This is a genomic window from Bradyrhizobium ganzhouense, assembly GCF_049949285.1.
Taxonomy (GTDB): domain Bacteria; phylum Pseudomonadota; class Alphaproteobacteria; order Rhizobiales; family Xanthobacteraceae; genus Bradyrhizobium; species Bradyrhizobium ganzhouense.
The window spans coordinates 36,581-52,557 of sequence record NZ_CP181318.1; the positions used below are offsets into that span (position 1 = coordinate 36,581).

The following is a 15,977-nucleotide window of genomic DNA, read 5'->3' on the forward strand; positions in this document are numbered from 1 at the left end:
CTCCGGCTTTAAATGTCTTCCGTGAAAGTTCAGGCAGCCATTTGCACTTCGGTCTTGAGCTCAAGGACGCGATCGACGTCGAGGACGACCATGAGCTGGCCGTCGAGACGGTGGACACCGCCGGCGAGCTTGGCCATGCGGGGGTCGAGATTGACCGGGTTGTCTTCCTTGCTGTCCTCGGGCAGGCGCAGCACCTCGCCGATCTGGTCGATCAGGAGGCCGTAGGATTCACCGCGCAGGTCGACGCCGACCGCCATCGCCGTCTTGCCGTCCTCGGGCTTGGGCAGGCCGAGGCGGGCGCGCATGTCGACCACGGTGACGATGCGGCCGCGCAGGTTCAGCACGCCCGCGATCTCGCGCGAGGACAAGGGAACGCGGGTGACGCGCTCGGGCATGAACACGTCCTGGACGCGGGAGATCGGCAGGCCGAACAGCTGGCCGCCGATCATCGCGGTGACGTACTCGACCATGGCGCCTTCGGCGGACTGGGTCTTCTTGCTCATTTCAGTGGCTCCTGATCCCTAAAGCCCTTACGCCGCTGCCCGGCTCAGCTCGGAGGCGCCGGCGGCGCCCGCGGTCTGTTCCTTCAGCGCCGCGATCAGACCGGGACGGTCGAACTTGGCGACATAGTCGTGGAAGCCGGCCTGACGGCCGCGCTCGATCGCGGCCGGCGACACCAGCGCCGAGAGGCCGATGATCGGCATCGCGCCCAGATTGCTGTCGGAGCGGATCACTTCCGCGAACTCGAACCCGTTCATGTCGGGCATCTCGATGTCGGTCAGGACCACGTCGAAGTTTTGGGCGCGCAAGGCCGCAAGACCCTCCTGCGCGGTCGGCGCGGTGCGGACGCGGTAGCCGGCGGCCTTGAGCACCGGTGCCAGCATGTTGCGGAAGAACGCCGAGTCGTCGACCAGCAGCACCGACTGCGAGTGCATCGACGGCTTCATCTCCTTGCGGGTGAACCAGTCGGCAAACGCCATCGGGAGGAAATGGCCGACGTCGATCACCTCGGTGGCCTGGCCCTTGATCACGGCCGAACCCAGGATGCCGGAGGCGGAGCCGCCGACCTCGATGTTGAGCCGTTCCTCGACGATGTCGATGATCTCGTCGACGACGAGGCCCATGGAGCGGCCGTCGTCGGCGAACACCAGGATCGGCTGCGCGCCCTGGGTGGCGACGGTGACGCCGTCCATGGCCACCAGCGGCATCAGCTGCTCGCGGTACTGCACCATGTAGCGGCCGTTGGAGAACTCGATCTTGTCGGAGGGCAGCTCCTCCAGGCGGGTGACGAGCCCGAGCGGGACCGCCTTGGGCTGGGACGAGCCGGCGCGGAACACCAGCAGCGAGGTGGTCTGCTCGCCGGAGCCGATGTGAAGCGCGCCGTTGTCGTCGGCCATGTCATGGGCCGAGGAGCCGGCGGCGCCGAGCGCCTTGGCAATGCCGTTGGGGTCGATGATCATGATGACCGCGCCATCGCCCAGGATCGTATTGCCCGAGAACATGTCGATGTGACGCAGTTTTGTCGACATCGGCTTGACCACGATTTCTTCGGTGTGGAACACGCCGTCGACGACGATGCCGAAGGTCTGGCTGCCCACTTGAGTGACCACGATGAAGCCGTTCTCGGGGTCGGAGGCCGCGCCGTCGTCGATCTTCAGGAGCTTCTTCAGATGGATCAGCGGCAACAGCTTGTTGCGCAACCGCAGCACCGCGGTGTCCTTGATCCGCTCGATGCGGTGCTCCGAGTTGGCGCGGGCACGGACCAGCTCGACCACCGAGAGCTGCGGGATCGCAAAGCGATCGCCGGCGGCTTCGACGATCAGCGCGGAGACGATGGCCAGGGTCAGCGGGATCTTGATGGTGACGCTTGAGCCTTCGCCGGCCACCGACTTGATGTCGATGGTGCCGCCGATCTGGTCGATATTGGTGCGGACCACGTCCATGCCGACGCCACGGCCGGAGACCGAGGTGATGGCGGCCGCGGTGGAGAAGCCCGGGGCGAAGATGAACTTGTGGATCTGGGCTTCCGACATCTTCTCCAGCTCGGCCTCGGTGACGAGACCTGAGGAGATCGCCTTGGCCTTGATCTTCTCGGTGTTGAGGCCGCGGCCGTTGTCGGCGATGCAGATGATGATGTGGCCGCCTTCATGATAGGCGGACAGACGGATGGTGCCCTGCTCGCCCTTGCCGCTGGCAAGACGCTCGGCCGGGGTCTCCAGGCCATGATCGGCGGAGTTGCGCACCATGTGGGTGAGCGGGTCCTTGATCAAATCGAGCACCTGGCGGTCGAGCTCGGTGTCGGCGCCGTGCATCTCCAGATCGATCTGCTTGCCGAGTTCGCTCGACAGATCGCGGACGATGCGGGGCAGCTTCTGCCAGGCATTGCCGATCGGCTGCATGCGCGTCTTCATGACGCCTTCCTGCAGCTCGGCGGTGACGTTGGAGAGGCGCTGCAACGGCACCTTGAACTCGGTGTCCTCGTTGCGGCGGGAGATCTCCAGCAGCTGGTTGCGGGTCAGCACCAGCTCGGAGACCATGGTCATCAGATGCTCCAGCGTATCCACGTTGACGCGGATCGACTGGTTGGCGATGCGGTCACCTTCGGAGGCCCCCTCGTCGGCCATCGACTTCTTCGGCGCGGCCTTCTCCTTGGGCGCCTTCTCTTTGGCGACTTCCTTGGCGGCAGCAGGCGCCGGCGCTTCAGCGACGGGCGCGGCCTTGACCTCGGCAACCGGCGCCGGGGCTTCGATCGCGGTCTCGCGGAAGGCGCGCTCGAGCTCGTCGAGCGAGACCTCGCCTGGACGCAGTGGGCGCTCCAGGGTCTGGTCGATCAGCGAGCCCATGGTCATCTCTTTTGCGGGAGCGGGAGCAGCCGCAGCCGGCGCTTCCGGCACCAGCGGCGGCGCTTCAGCGACGGCAGCAACAACGGGAGCCGCGGCGCTGGCGGCCGGCATCGGCTGCGCCGAGCCTGACATGGCCGCCATGCCCTGCGCGACCATCGCTTCCAGCTTGTCGATGAGGTCGCGGTCGGTGCCCTCGGGCTCGGCTTCGGTTGCCTCGAGGCCGGCCAGGATCTCCTTGATACGGTCGATCGAGGACAGGATCAGCGTCACGGCCGGTCCCGTCACCGGCATGCCGTCGCGGAATTTGCCCATCAGCGTCTCGCCGGCATGCGCCAGCGCTTCGAGCCGCGGCAGGCCGAGGAAGCCGCACGTACCCTTGATGGTGTGGACCAGGCGGAAGATGTTATCCAGGATCTTGGCGTTGTTCGGCTCCTGCTCGAACTTCACCAGCTGATTGTCCACGGTGTCCAGGCTCTCGCTGGTCTCCGTCAGAAACTCCCGCAACAGATCATCCATGAGCTACGCCTTGACTGAGCTGGACCCCGACGCCTGCGCCGCGCTTGGAATCGGCAGAAGTCCGCTCCTGAATCGTTAGACAACCCATTTCACGGTCGCGTTAATTTCATCCTCCGTGCTAATACGGATATTGAAGCGAAGTTTGCTGTCCGACCGCGCGGTACTGCGGTTTTCGACCGATCCGCCACGCGGCATATGGCCGGACGCGCAACAGGTAAACGCGCCGATAACATCGGAACGACATGCGCAAAAAAATCCCGCTAGAATCGCGAGATATGCATGGCCTGCGCGAATTGACTCAAATCACGCGCGATCGGAATCGCGTGTGCGACCGTCTGTCGATGTTGTGCTGAAATCCGCAAGGACTGCGCTTGCGGTAAACGGACTCTTACCTCACGCGCGTCGCGAACAATAACGCGCTAACCCAGCCGCGCAGCAGCGGCATGACGTTCGGCAAGACAGTCCCTGACGGCGACCAGCAGCGGCGATTCAATAATTGCACCGTGGCGCACGCCGTTCTCCTCTCGCTTGCATTGAAATGGTGATGACCGCGCGCACAGTCGGCCTTGTGCAGCATGCGAACGGGATGAACGCGAGATCTGCGGCCAGACCACGCAATGGCGTGAGGCAATTGCCGTCGATTGCGCGATTCCAGTTCATGAAGGCCCTTTGCCATTCATTCCCGATTGATGACACAGGACGGGTTCGCCGGGCGTGCGCGAACCAGCGCGCAATTTTCCGCCGCAAATGCAGCAGGCTGTCTGCCCCCCATCAGGTATATGGACAGCAACACAACCAATAAGATATATCTGTTTTGACGCGCAACCGGATGTCGAATGCGCGACGCAGACGTTCCATCGAATGCGCTGGATGACCTTGCATGATCGCGAGCGGGCCACCGCCCAACCGATTGCTGCGAATGCTCGACGCCGCAGACTTCGATCTGTTGCGCCCTCATCTCATCACGATTGAATTGGTCAGAGAGACTGTCTTGGGCGAAGCAGGCGCAGCGCTGCGACACGTCTACTTTCCGCACGCTGGAACTGTCTCGATTGCAGTCGGCCTTTCCGAAGGACAGACGATCGAAGTGGCGATGCTAGGCCGCGACAGCATCGTCGGCGGCGGTGCGGCGCTCGCCGACGGCATCGCAACGTCAGACGCCATCGTCCTCTTCCCCGGGACCGCGTCCATGCTTGAAATCACGGCCTTTCGAGCCATCGCCGCGACCAGCGCGCCGTTTCGCAGCCTGATGATCCGGCATGAGCAGGCGCTGCTCGCGCGTGCACAGCAATCCCTGCTCTGCAATACGCTGCACCCGGTCGAGGCGCGGCTGGCGCGCTGGCTGCTGCGGGCCCGGGATCTGTCCGACAGCGAAACCCTCCCGCTCACGCAGGAGACTCTGGCTCAGATGATGGGCGTCAGGCGCAATGCCATTTCACTGGTCGCCCACGCACTGCAGCGCGCCGGCATCATTCGCTACAGCCGCGGCCAGATCGAGATCATCGATCTGCGGGCGCTGGAGGCGACCTCCTGCGATTGCCATGCCGCCGTGAAGGCCCATGACGCGCGCCTGCTGGAGCGACCGCGATGATGTGAGCGCTACCATTTTGGTCGCATGCCGGTGCCCACACCGGCCGGGACCTGATGATTGTCGGACTGTAGCTGTGAACAATCGGCCAATTGCCAATATATCCCGGCGGGAACATGATGGAACTTGTCCGTGCAGCGGATCGTGAATCGGCTGCTGGGCATTCATCGGCGGATGAGACGGGAGGCAGATTTGGAAACGATGACGCGCCCATCCAACGGTTTCCTGTCGGCACTGTCGGCAGACGATTATGAATTGATCCGTGCACATCTGCGCATGGTCGATCTACCGCATGACGCCGTGCTGGTCGAAACCGGCGAGACGCTCAAACGTGCCTATTTCCCGCACCGCGGCGTCATCTCGTTGGTCGTGAAGCTCGCCAAGGGCGAGCATGTGCAGGTCGCCATGATCGGCCGCGACAGCCTGCTCGGAACGCTCTCGACCATGGGTGACGCCTGCGCACTGAACACGGCGATCGTGCTGGTCCCCGGCATCGCATCGGTGATGGACCTCGACCGGTTGAGCATCGCGGCCGAACAGAGCTCCACCCTGCGGACACTGCTGACGCGCCACGGGCTCGCGGTCTACGCGCAGGTGCAGCAGACCGCGGGCTGCAACGCGGCGCATCCGGTGGAGTCGCGGCTGTCGCGCTGCCTGTTGCACACCCATGATCTGTCGGGTGACTACCGGTTGCTGCTGACCCAGGAGGTTATGGCGCAGATGATCGGGGCGCGGCGCAACAGCGTGTCGCTGGTCGCCAATACCTTGCAGCAAGCCAATTTCATCCACTACAGCCGCGGACACATCCAGATCCTCAATCTGGACGGGCTGCGCCAGACGGCATGCGAATGCTACGCCACGGTCAAGGCCCAGTACGACCGGCTGCTTGGGTCCTGACGGGCGCGCGCATGGTAAAGCAAGAGCTTAGACCAGCCTGCAAACACCGCATATCTCGTGACCAGAACCGAAATCGGAATGACGTAGATGTCCCGGACGCGCCGCACTGCGACGCGCGTCACGGGGACCGGGACACCATGTTCGACACCGCTTTTGCGCCCATGCAGGGCGCGCTCGATACCGCGCCCCTGCGCGAGCTTGAACCGCTGCGCGAGCCTGAACCGCTGCGCGAGCCTGGCGCGTTCACCGTGCTGGTGTGCGAGATCGGCGAGGACGGCGCCCGTGAGGTGCGCGCGGTGTTCTGGAGCGAGACGAGCGCGCGGCTGAAGCTGTTTCATACGCTCGTGCTCGGCCAGCATCGTGACCGGATCGCACGCGAGGCGCATTCGCTGAAGAGCACGGCCAGGACGTTCGGCTATCTTCGGCTCGCGGCGCTGGCGTTGCGGCTCGAGAGCACCGCCGACACCCTGGACGATGCCGAATTCAGCGATCTGCTGCAGCGGATGGATGAAGCCTTCGCCGCCGCAAAGGCGCAGGACCCGCAGGGCTGACCATCCCCGCCTGCACCTCGCCGTACTTATACGGTTTGCAATTTTCACAGATGACTAATCATAGGTGGCGATAGTCGCCGGAAACCAGGAGGGTTTCCATGTTCACCTATGAGACTACGGACGAGAAAGAGGTCCGTCGCTTCCGCATCGCACAGTTCAACGGCCGGATGGCCACGGTGAAGGCGGGCGAGTCCACGGTGACGGGTTTTGTCCGTTCGGTGCTGGAGCAGGATTCGGCGACCCCGCCGCGCTGGACCATCACCATCATCCCGAATGCCCCGAAGGACGAGCCGAAGGCGCTGCGGCCCAATCCGCGCGTGCGCCCCTTCGCCGAAGATTATTTTTAAGGCGCGACCGCCCGCCACCAGCGCGGCGCCGGACCACGCCCCTCAATCGATCGAATGCAGCAGCGCCGCGCGGACGAGGTCCGCGGTGTTGCGCGCCCCGAGCTTGCGCATGGCTTCGGCCCGATGGCTCTCAAAGGTGCGCGGGCTGATCTGCATCCGCAGCGCCCCCTGCTTGTTCGAAAAACCCTCGCTGATCAGCCGCAGCACTTCGCGCTCACGCTTGGTCAGCCGCTTGCCCGACAGGCTCGAGAGTTCGGAGCCCATCTCGCGCGGCACCGTTAGCGCGCGGCCGGCCTTCAACTCGGCATCCTCGGTCGTGGACGGCGCAGGCAACGCGCCCTTGTGGGAGCCGGCGAGCTGCTTGACCAGGCCGCAAACGCGCTCGGTCTGGGCCAGCGCGTTCTCGACGACCTGCTGCAAATAGGGCCGGTCCGCCGAGACCGGCGCGAGCTGGTCGCTGTGGTGCTTGATCTCGCCCATGTAGAGCAAGAGTGCTGTCAGGGGACCGTTGAGCTCGCGGGCAATGGCAGCGGCCATCTCGTCCGCCGCCTTGGCACGGACGGCGTTCAGCCGGACGAAATCAAGCTCTTCGGCCGGAACAATGCCGCTTTCGAACCATTCCGACGGCCGTGAATCAGCAACCGTATCGTTCTGTGACCCCATGTGACCTGTTTAGCGGAACCCGGGCCGATCTGTGGTTAACTTTTTGCTCCGTAAGACTACGGTAATTATGTCAGTTCTGCGCTGAAATGGCGACGTCGGCACAATTTGTGCTTGTACGACTGTATCGGTGACCATGTCAGGGTTGATGAATCTGCCCAAATCGTAGGCGGAACGGCAAAAGCCTTCTTAACGATCGCTCCCGCGCCTGGCCCCTAAGCCCCCCGGACTTTACGGATAAATTAACGGCGGCCTGCTTCTCTTTGTCACAATTGAGAGCGCGCAAATGCCTCCATGCACTGGGCCGCCAGTAGGCCTGCTGGAATCGTTGCGAGAGATTGCGTGCCATGGACGAGGTCGACGAGCTTTCGGAGTTCCTGCAGAAGCTGACGCCATTGTCGCGCAGCTGTCTGCTCAGCGAACTCGATCGGCTCGAACTGTGCGGCATCGACATGCCGGGCTCCGCCGAAATCCAGGCGAAACTGCGTGCCGAATTTCGCAAGGACGGTTCGACCCAGGCGCGCGCCACCAATCCTTCGCGCTACTTCTTCGCGCCGCTCGAGCTGCTGCTGATCGACGGCGCGCCCGAGCACGCCAATGCGGGACGGATCTCGCGCAACACGCTCACTCCGATCTGGGAATGGATCTGCCGCGACCTCTTGCCGACCATGGCGCGCGACTACGTCAAGGCGATCAACGACCAGGTCACCGCCAACAATCCCAAGGAAGTGCAGAAGATCGCGACAGCCTTTCAAGGCAAGGTCGTCAAGGTGCTCGAGAACACGCTCGCGTCAGCGGAGAGCACCGAATTTGCGCGCGGCAAGCTGGCGCAATACACGGCTTCGCGCACTGCCTTCGACGACGTGAAGAAGATGCAGCAAGTGCTGCGCGCCGGCGACGCGCTGCCGAAGTTCAATGAAAAGCTGCCCGAGACCATCACGAAATTCGACGACGGCCAGGTCGCCCAGATCACCGCGCAGCTCGACGCTTTCAAGAAGGCCAACCCCGATGCGCTGCCCTTTGCGCTGACGCTGGTGGCGAGGCGCCTGAAGACATTCTGGCAGCTCGTATACCTTGCGACCAGGGCGGCCGCGAGCAAGAGCGCTGCCGAGGTTGCAGCTGCGCCCTATGCCTGCGTCGTTCCCATGGTGCTCGACCGGCTCGACGACAGGCGCCTCGCCCTGCGGATCGCACTCCGCCGCAACCGTTTCCTGGTCGCACGCGACCTGCTCACCGAAATCTACGACGCCGAACATGCGCTCAAGCTTCGCATCGACGGCGTCGAGCAGAGCGAATGGGGCGTCCGGCTTCAGCAATTGATGGATGCGATCGCGGCACTGGTGTCGGCCGAGGTCAGCCGCTTTCCCGCTAATGTCGGTCACATCCTGGGATCGCGCCGGCTGCGCAGCCAGGATACGCTGGGTGGCAAGCTGAGCTATCTGGCCTGGAAGGGCCGCGACGCCGTGCAGGACGGCGCGGCGGCGTTTCGCAAATTGATCGGGGCGACTTGATTTTCGCCCGCTATTCGGGCGCGTCCGGCAAGCACAGGAAGCGATCGAGAAATCGCCCTGACATGACGAACCTGAACCACCAATAGATCAATCGCCGCGTCGTCATAGCTGCAATCCCTGACAGCCCACCACCGGCTAGGCTGACCTATAGCGCAGGTGCAGCAATACGCATGTGAGGTGCTTCACACTCGTCGGCTCAGCAGCCGGGCGAGTTGGACCGCACCGAATTCTATCCGGCCTATGACGAGAAGGCGGTCGGCATGGCCGAGCACGACAAAGCCACAGGCAAATGAGGCGTCGATTATTCAATTGGGCAAAGCACGCGCCGCCTCGTCCAATTACAGGACACGGCCGCGCTCGCTGCCAAACTGCACGCTACGAAAATGTCGCATGATTGTCGCACGCGCGCGCGCAAGGCGCGGACAGACGTAAAAACTTCTCGAAGAGAATCCGAACAATTTTAGGAATGATGGGGGCTTTAACGTTACCCAGATAATTCAACAATCGGCTCAAGCCCTCCTTATTTGAAACTGCTCACGTCGCTAACACCGGCCGCGGAACGGGAGTGGTTTGAGATGGACGATAGGATTGGTGAGCTCGTCGGGCGGAGGCTGAAGACCTTCGGACGGCGGAAGATGATGCCGCGCGCATGCGTGGCCGACAGCAAGCGCCATCTGCGCGCCTTCATGCGCGAGGTGCTCGAGGATCTCGGCTTCGTCACCAGCGAATGCAGCAGTGCGAGCGAGCTGCAGACCATGCTCGCCACCGACCTGCCGGACCTGATCCTGCTCGGCATCGCCGCCGACGGCATCGAACCCGGCCAATTCCTGGAGACCCTGGTGCGCGAGACCTTCGACGGCAAGGTTTTGACCGTGGGCGCCCGCGAGTCGATCATCGTGAAGGCCGTACAGCAGGTCGGCGAGGAATACGGGCTTGCGATGCTGCCGCCGCTCACCACGCCCTTTGCCGCGGAGACGCTGCGCGAGCGCGTCGCGATGCTGCTGCCCGATGAACCCGCACCGAGCCCAGCCGTGCATGTCGGCGAAGCCCTGCATGCGGGCTGGCTCGAGCTCTGGTATCAGTCGAAAATCGACGCGCGCTCGCTGGTCCGCTGCGGCGCCGAGGCGCTGGTGCGGATGCGGCATCCGACCTGGGGCGTGGTGCCGCCGGCTTATTTCATCCCGGAGGAGGACGATCCGCATTTCCGCGACCTGTCGGAGTTCGTGATCGAGCGCGCCCTGCAGGACTGGCACTATCTTCTGGAACGGCAGAGCGCGGTCGATCTGTCGATCAACCTGCCCGCGCCTTATCTGAAAGAGCCGCAGGCCGTGCGCGATCTCTGCCGCCGGGTGCCGACGCATCCGGCCTTTGGCGGGCTGACGATCGAGATCGCCAGCGCAGAGGCGCTCGACGATCTCGCCTTCCTCACCGAGATCGCGCGCGAAATGCGCTTCCACAATATCGGCCTGTCGATCGACAATCTCGGCGCCAACTGGCCGGCGCTGATGGGGCGAGACGGAATCCCCTTCATCAAGCTGAAGGCCGACCGGCAATTCGTCACCGGCTGCGGCAATGACCGCCTGAAGCGGACGGTGTGCCGCCACATCGTCGAACTCGCACAGGGCTACGGCGCGGGCGCCGTCGCCGAGGGCGTCGAGAGCCGCGGCGACCTGATGGCCGTCAACGAGCTCGGTTTCGACCAGGTGCAGGGCTATCTGTTCGGCAAGCCGATGCCGCTGAAGAAGTTTGCAAGAAGCACGCAGACGCGGACGGTGATGGGACAGGAGTGAGGCGCGAGGGCCTCAGGCGTATCGCCGCGCGAAAAACACGCAGACGACCACGAGCGCGGTCGCGGCGATCATGCTCCATGCGACCGGCTCGTGCAGCAGGAAGCCCGCCAATGCGAGGCCGAAGAAGGGCTGCAGCTGTTGCAACTGGCCGACGCGCGCGATGCCGCCGATCGCGAGCCCGCGATACCAGAAGATGAATCCGACGAACATGCTGAAGATCGAGACATAAGCGAGCCCGATCCAGGCCGGCGCACCGACGCTGCTCCAGGTCGACGGCCAGGTCCAGATCATGACGGGCAGCATCAGCGGCAGCGCCAGCAGCAGCGCCCAGGAGATGACTTGCCAGCCACCGATCCGGCGCGACAGCGCGGCGCCTTCGGCATAGCCGAGCCCGCACAGCACGACCGCAGCCACCATCAGGAGATCGCCGGCGACTGATGCGGTGCCGTCATTCGACAGGGCAAAGCCTGCCACCGTGGCGCTGCCGAGAATTGCGAACAGCCAAAACAGCGGCTGCGGCCGCTCGCCGCCACGCAGCACGGCGAAGATCGCGGTCGACAGCGGCAGCAAGCCGATGAAGACGATCGAATGCGCCGAGGTGATGTGCTGCAGCGCCAGCGCCGTCAGCAACGGGAAGCCGACCACGACGCCGATGGAGACGATGGTCAGCGAGACGAAATCCCTGCGCTGCGGCCACGCCTGGCGCAGCAGACCGAGCACGGCCGCACCGATCAGCGCCGCGATGATCGCGCGTGCCGACGTCAGGAACAGCGCCGAGAAGCCGCCGACCGCGACGCGCGTCGCCGGCAGCGAACCACTGAAGATGATGACGCCGAGAAGGCCGTTGCCCCAGCCGCTGCCCGCAGATTGCATGTCCGTCCCACTTTTTTGAGTTGCCACTGTCGGCTTTCGGCGGTGGCGAGACCAGCCACAATCCAGTACAATCTGGCTAAACTGTATGGATGTGGAAGGCAGTACACCTTGAACATCGAAGCGCGAATGAAGGGTCGCGGCGGCACCCGGACCATCGACGTGATGAGCGCGATCCGCACCAGGATCGCCGGACGCGCGCTCAGTGCCGGCGACCGCCTGCCGTCGATCCGCAGCCTTGCCGCCACGACGGGCGTCTCGCCGTCCACTGTGGTGGAAGCCTATGATCGCCTCGCTGCAGAAGGCCTGATCCGCGCCCGCCGCGGTTCGGGCTTCTATGTGTCGCCGACGGTCACGCCGCCGCTCGCCTTGACCGAGGTCGAGCCGCGCCGCGATCGGGCGGTCGATCCGTTCTGGGTCTCCCGGCAATCGCTCGACACCGACGCGGCCGTGCCAAAACCCGGTTGCGGCTGGCTGCCGCCGGAGTGGATGCCGGAAGCGGCACTGCGGCGCGCCACCCGGGCGCTTGCCCGCACCGACGCGAGCGTGCTGACCAATTACGGCTCGACATCCGGCTCGCTGGCGCTGCGCCGGCTGCTGCTCGCGCGCCTCGCAGAAGACGAGATCGAGGCCTCGATCGGCCAGCTGATGCTGACGGGTTCGGGCACGCAGGCGACCGACCTGATTTGCCGCTTCCTGCTACGTCCCGGCGACACGGTGCTGGTCGACGATCCCTGCTACTTCAATTTCCGTGCGCTGCTGCGCGCGCATCAGGCGAAGATCGTCAGCGTGCCCTATACGCCCTCGGGCCCCGACGTCGCGCGCTTCGAGCAGATTCTTGGCAGCGAACGGCCGCGGCTCTACATCACCAATTCAGCGCTGCACAATCCGACCGGCGCGACACCCTCGCTTCAGACCGCGCACCGGCTGTTGATCGCGGCCGCCGCGCACGATCTCACCATCATCGAGGACGATATTTTTGGCGACTTCGAGCCGGAGCGATCGCCGCGCCTTGCCGCGCTGGATGGACTGAACCGCGTGATCCGCATCGGCAGCTTCTCCAAGACGCTGTCGGCGTCGGTTCGCTGTGGCTACATCGCCGCGCGGGCCGACTGGGTCGAGCATCTCGTCGACCTCCAGGTCGCGACCAGATTTGGTGGCCCGAGCCCGGTCGCGACCGAGATCATCGCAAAGGTGCTGGCCGGCGGTAGCTATCGCAAGCACATGGACGAGCTCAGGCAAAAGCTCACGCGCACCCGACGCGACGTCGCGCGAAAACTCGGGGCGTTGGGCATCGAGCCCTGGCTGATGCCGCGCGGCGGTTTCTTCCTGTGGTGCCGTCTCGCCGACGCGCAGGATGCCACAGCCGTTGCGCGCGCCGCGCTCGAAGAGGACGTGGTGCTCGCGCCCGGCAACGTGTTCAGCGTGTCGCAGTCAGCGTCGAATTCCATGCGCTTCAACGTGGCGCATATGAGCGATCCGCGGATGTGGGACGTGCTGCGGCGGGCGTTGAAGGCGCAGCCCAACCGCTAGTACCAAGGCTCCTCATAGACCGGCTGGCCATCGAGCAGCAGCCGCTTGATCGCCGCGCGCCCTGAGGGCAGCACAGCGGCGACGACGCGCAGCTTCTGCTGGTTGCGGCCCTGCTCGAGCGTCTTGCCCTCGCCTTCGGGCACGAAATAGCTTTCGAGTCCGTATCTGATCTGCAGCTTGTCGCAGAAGGTGCGGCTGGTCGAACCGCAGGAATAGCTGACACGGCCCCGGATCAGCACCTCGGGCGCCGTGACCGTCACAGGCGCGGCATGCACGGAAACGGCCTGATAGAGGCCGTTGGCATCAGGCGCGAGCTTGACGAACACGACAGGATTGCGCTCGGCGGTCGGCTGGCCGGCGAGCGCACCCGCCGGCAGTTGCGAGATGTCGTAGCCGAGCACGACATAGTCGCCGCGCAGGAGATCGCGCGGATCGACCGGCCGGGTCTGCAAGGTCACCTCACGGCCTTCGCGCAGGATCCGCACGCGGTCGGCGACCATCAGAATCAGCAGCGCGCATTGAAGCAGGATGGCTGCACCGAACAACACGGCCTTCGGGATACGTTGCCAGAGCGCGATGAACCTGATCATCGTTCAGCCCTCGGCAGCGCGCGATTGAGCGCGGTTGCGAATGCGACGGCGACGACGCCGGCCACCGCCAGGAAGGCCGATCGGCGCAGCAGCGAGCCCTTCACCGCCCAGGTGATCGCAGCGATGACGCCGGCGATGCCGAGCCAGCCGGCGACGATCCGCGGACGTACATCGTCGAGCACGCCGGAGACGACGAGGCACAGCATGGCGCCGAGCAGCGCGGCATAAGCGAACCATGGCTCGCCGGCCGTCGATGCCGGCCAGACCGGCGCGGCGAGCAGCACAAGCCCGATCGCGCATGCTGCGAGGATTTCGCCGACACGCTTGGTAATGCCGGCGGACGCAAGCGCGAGGACCACACCCGCGACGCCGCACGTGATTGCCCACAGCGGCTGCGCCGCAGTCGCGCCTGTCCGAAGACGGAAGAGATCGTCGACCGTTGTCACCTCCAGGAAGGCGACGACGGCCAGCGAGAATGCGCCATAGCTCGCCAGGACAGATCCAAGCCGATGCGCCCGCGGCGACGGCACGGCGGCGATCGCGAGCCCGGCGCCGAACAGCAGGGCCGCGCCGTTCGCGAGCACGAAGGACGGCTGCGCGCCATTGAAATCGAAGCGAAGCGACGTCGCGATCCACCACGGAAGCACGGCAATCGCGACGAGGTGGGCCGCCACCCGGGAATTCCACGCGAATGCGACAGCGGCGGCAATGAGCCAGACCACCACGAACTGAAGATGAAGGGCGTCCGGTGCATCATAGACGCGCATGCAGGTCCAGATGCAGGCGGCCGCGAGCCCGACCGCAAGCGCGCCGCGCGAGCCGGTCAAAAGTGCCGCGGCGAATGCGCCGATCGACCACAGCAGCATGCCGCCGGCAAAATCGTCGCCGAGATGATACATCTGGCCGACCAGCGCGATGCCCGCACCGAAGATGATCGCGCCGATGCTGGCGCAGAGGTCGGCGAGAATGGCGCGGCCGGTCGCCGCGAACCACGCCCCGAGGCCACCGGCGACAATCATGCCGGCAAGCAGGATCGCGAACCGCAACAGCCGCGCGATCTCGGTCCAGTGTGCCGCGACGAAGGCAAGGAATGCGGCTGCGATCAGGAGCCCGCCGACAATGCCGACGACCACCGCGATATTGATGCCGGGCGAGAGCGGCGGCAGCGCATTGCGAATGGAGGCGACGGCCGCCGGCGCAATCACGCCATCGGCTTCCCATTGCGCGAGATCGGCTTCGAGACGTTGCCGATAGGTCTTGTCGAACATTGTCGTGGATCACCTGACGGCCCGCCGGCGGCTGGCTCCCTGCCAGCCGCGCGATGTTGGTCGGACCGCGCCGGTGGCAGGTTCAACCTATCACCGCTCTGGCGGCGGGGGCACCGGGCACGCACGCCCTCACGCGAGAGCGGAACAGCGCATCGAAACTGCTGACGCGGATGCGCACCTTCATGTGCTGCCCGAGCGCCGCGGCGGCCCTGACACAGAGCGTCTCGATCGAACTGCCCTTCTCCAGGCTGACGAAGTCGAAATCGACCAGCTCGCGGAAACGAACGCTGCCCTGGCCCGCTAGCGGGTGATCGCGCGTGACCAGCGCTACCAGGCTGTCGCTGCGATAGGACAGCAGCTCCAGATCCTGTCCGTCGATGTTGCCGCCGAAAATGCCGATGTCGGCCCGGTTCTCCACCACCGCGCGCACGATCGCGGGGCTGAGATCCTCCTCGACGTCGATGTGGACCAGCGGATGCCGTTCCAGGAACAGGCTGAGCTCGTCCGCCAGCGCTTCAAGGATCGCGGACTTGTTGGCACAGTCCCGGATCAGCCCGCGCTTGCCCTGCCGAAATCCCGTCAGCTCGGCCTCGAGCTTGCTGAGGTTTCCCAGGATGATGCGGGCATGCTCGAGCAAAGCGAAACCGGCAGGTGTCGGCTCGATCCCCTTCGAATGGCGCCGCAGCAGCTCGACCTTGAACAGGTCCTCGATATCGGAGATGCGGCGGCTGACCGCGGACGCGGCAATGTTCTTCTTCTCCGCCGCCTTCGCGATACTCTGCTCCTCCACGATCGCCACGAACAATTGCAGCGTGAGGAGATCGATTTTAGCCGTCATCCGTCGGGTCCTCGGCCGATGGCCCTGGTCCGCGCGCAGCATCCGCGGCCGGACAACAAAAATGTCGAAAACAACCCCATGCACAGTAGACAGCAGTTGCCGGCACGGCGTCTACCAAATTTAACTAACTATATGATATTTCGTGAACATTTCTGCGAACGACGCATGCCCGACG

General features: G+C 64.7%; 14 protein-coding genes. 7 read left to right on the forward strand and 7 right to left on the reverse strand.

Going from position 1 to position 15,977, the window contains the following annotated elements; translation table 11 throughout:
* Nucleotides 1–29 precede the first annotated feature (29 nt).
* Complete coding sequence (locus tag ACLFLU_RS00145) at nt 30–503, reverse strand: chemotaxis protein CheW (protein ID WP_426410373.1); 474 nt, start codon at nt 501–503, stop codon at nt 30–32.
* Nucleotides 504–530: 27 nt separating this feature from the next.
* Nucleotides 531–3,359: a hybrid sensor histidine kinase/response regulator gene (locus tag ACLFLU_RS00150; protein ID WP_426410374.1), complete on the reverse strand. Its 2,829-nt coding sequence runs from the start codon at nt 3,357–3,359 to the stop codon at nt 531–533.
* An 880-nt stretch (nt 3,360–4,239) separates the two neighbouring features.
* Here ACLFLU_RS00150 and ACLFLU_RS00155 point away from each other — a divergent pair.
* The 4 genes from ACLFLU_RS00155 to ACLFLU_RS00170 all read left to right on the forward strand — a co-directional run bounded on the left by ACLFLU_RS00155 (nt 4,240) and on the right by ACLFLU_RS00170 (nt 6,742).
* Entirely contained in the window at nt 4,240–4,950 is a 711-nt protein-coding gene (locus tag ACLFLU_RS00155; protein ID WP_426410375.1) for a Crp/Fnr family transcriptional regulator, read from the forward strand.
* 198 nt (nt 4,951–5,148) lie between these two features.
* Nucleotides 5,149–5,844: a Crp/Fnr family transcriptional regulator gene (locus ACLFLU_RS00160; protein ID WP_426414183.1), complete on the forward strand. Its 696-nt coding sequence runs from the start codon at nt 5,149–5,151 to the stop codon at nt 5,842–5,844.
* A gap of 137 nt (nt 5,845–5,981) precedes the next feature.
* Nucleotides 5,982–6,395, forward strand: a complete 414-nt coding sequence (locus tag ACLFLU_RS00165) for an Hpt domain-containing protein (RefSeq protein ID WP_426410376.1) — start codon at nt 5,982–5,984, stop codon at nt 6,393–6,395.
* Nucleotides 6,396–6,493: 98 nt separating this feature from the next.
* On the forward strand, nt 6,494–6,742 hold the full coding sequence (locus ACLFLU_RS00170) for a hypothetical protein (protein WP_426410377.1): 249 nt from the start codon (nt 6,494–6,496) through the stop codon (nt 6,740–6,742).
* Nucleotides 6,743–6,784: 42 nt separating this feature from the next.
* Here the strand turns inward: ACLFLU_RS00170 and ACLFLU_RS00175 are convergent, their stop codons facing one another.
* Nucleotides 6,785–7,405, reverse strand: a complete 621-nt coding sequence (locus ACLFLU_RS00175; RefSeq protein WP_426410378.1) for a LuxR C-terminal-related transcriptional regulator — start codon at nt 7,403–7,405, stop codon at nt 6,785–6,787.
* 344 nt (nt 7,406–7,749) lie between these two features.
* Here ACLFLU_RS00175 and ACLFLU_RS00180 point away from each other — a divergent pair, with 344 nt between their 5' ends.
* Together ACLFLU_RS00180 and ACLFLU_RS00185 are read left to right on the forward strand one after the other, a co-directional pair.
* A complete protein-coding gene (locus ACLFLU_RS00180; protein WP_426410379.1) occupies nt 7,750–8,913 on the forward strand; it encodes a hypothetical protein in 1,164 nt (387 codons plus the stop codon).
* Between the two features lie 575 nt (nt 8,914–9,488).
* The gene (locus ACLFLU_RS00185) at nt 9,489–10,703 is read left to right on the forward strand and encodes an EAL domain-containing protein (protein WP_426410380.1); all 1,215 of its coding nucleotides are present in this window, start codon (nt 9,489–9,491) and stop codon (nt 10,701–10,703) included.
* Between the two features lie 12 nt (nt 10,704–10,715).
* On the opposite strand, the gene ACLFLU_RS00190 is transcribed toward ACLFLU_RS00185, so the two are convergent.
* Nucleotides 10,716–11,576, reverse strand: a complete 861-nt coding sequence (locus ACLFLU_RS00190) for a DMT family transporter (RefSeq protein ID WP_426410381.1) — start codon at nt 11,574–11,576, stop codon at nt 10,716–10,718.
* Between the two features lie 126 nt (nt 11,577–11,702).
* Between ACLFLU_RS00190 and ACLFLU_RS00195 the strand changes: the two genes are divergently transcribed.
* Nucleotides 11,703–13,106, forward strand: coding sequence for a PLP-dependent aminotransferase family protein (locus tag ACLFLU_RS00195; RefSeq protein WP_426414184.1), 1,404 nt, complete (start codon nt 11,703–11,705; stop codon nt 13,104–13,106).
* Here the strand turns inward: ACLFLU_RS00195 and ACLFLU_RS00200 are convergent.
* From ACLFLU_RS00200 to ACLFLU_RS00210, 3 genes are all read right to left on the reverse strand, one after another.
* Entirely contained in the window at nt 13,103–13,696 is a 594-nt protein-coding gene (locus tag ACLFLU_RS00200; RefSeq protein ID WP_426410382.1) for a GDYXXLXY domain-containing protein, read from the reverse strand. The two genes, ACLFLU_RS00195 and ACLFLU_RS00200, sit on opposite strands and share 4 nt — an antisense overlap.
* Complete coding sequence (locus tag ACLFLU_RS00205) at nt 13,693–14,964, reverse strand: DUF2157 domain-containing protein (protein ID WP_426410383.1); 1,272 nt, start codon at nt 14,962–14,964, stop codon at nt 13,693–13,695. Before ACLFLU_RS00205 ends, ACLFLU_RS00200 begins: the two co-directional genes overlap by 4 nt.
* An 82-nt stretch (nt 14,965–15,046) precedes the next feature.
* The gene (locus tag ACLFLU_RS00210; RefSeq protein WP_426410384.1) at nt 15,047–15,802 is read right to left on the reverse strand and encodes a LysR family transcriptional regulator; all 756 of its coding nucleotides are present in this window, start codon (nt 15,800–15,802) and stop codon (nt 15,047–15,049) included.
* Nucleotides 15,803–15,977: the final 175 nt, after the last annotated feature.

Bases quoted from the DNA above. Each gene is read 5' to 3' on its own strand.
- ACLFLU_RS00145 (WP_426410373.1), bottom strand. From the start codon at position 503: ATGAGCAAGAAGACCCAGTCCGCCGAAGGCGCCATGGTCGAGTACGTC.
- ACLFLU_RS00150 (WP_426410374.1), bottom strand. From the start codon at position 3,359: ATGGATGATCTGTTGCGGGAGTTTCTGACGGAGACCAGCGAGAGCCTG.
- ACLFLU_RS00155 (WP_426410375.1), top strand. From the start codon at position 4,240: ATGATCGCGAGCGGGCCACCGCCCAACCGATTGCTGCGAATGCTCGAC.
- ACLFLU_RS00160 (WP_426414183.1), top strand. From the start codon at position 5,149: ATGACGCGCCCATCCAACGGTTTCCTGTCGGCACTGTCGGCAGACGAT.
- ACLFLU_RS00165 (WP_426410376.1), top strand. From the start codon at position 5,982: ATGTTCGACACCGCTTTTGCGCCCATGCAGGGCGCGCTCGATACCGCG.
- ACLFLU_RS00170 (WP_426410377.1), top strand. From the start codon at position 6,494: ATGTTCACCTATGAGACTACGGACGAGAAAGAGGTCCGTCGCTTCCGC.
- ACLFLU_RS00175 (WP_426410378.1), bottom strand. From the start codon at position 7,405: ATGGGGTCACAGAACGATACGGTTGCTGATTCACGGCCGTCGGAATGG.
- ACLFLU_RS00180 (WP_426410379.1), top strand. From the start codon at position 7,750: ATGGACGAGGTCGACGAGCTTTCGGAGTTCCTGCAGAAGCTGACGCCA.
- ACLFLU_RS00185 (WP_426410380.1), top strand. From the start codon at position 9,489: ATGGACGATAGGATTGGTGAGCTCGTCGGGCGGAGGCTGAAGACCTTC.
- ACLFLU_RS00190 (WP_426410381.1), bottom strand. From the start codon at position 11,576: ATGCAATCTGCGGGCAGCGGCTGGGGCAACGGCCTTCTCGGCGTCATC.
- ACLFLU_RS00195 (WP_426414184.1), top strand. From the start codon at position 11,703: ATGAAGGGTCGCGGCGGCACCCGGACCATCGACGTGATGAGCGCGATC.
- ACLFLU_RS00200 (WP_426410382.1), bottom strand. From the start codon at position 13,696: ATGATCAGGTTCATCGCGCTCTGGCAACGTATCCCGAAGGCCGTGTTG.
- ACLFLU_RS00205 (WP_426410383.1), bottom strand. From the start codon at position 14,964: ATGTTCGACAAGACCTATCGGCAACGTCTCGAAGCCGATCTCGCGCAA.
- ACLFLU_RS00210 (WP_426410384.1), bottom strand. From the start codon at position 15,802: ATGACGGCTAAAATCGATCTCCTCACGCTGCAATTGTTCGTGGCGATC.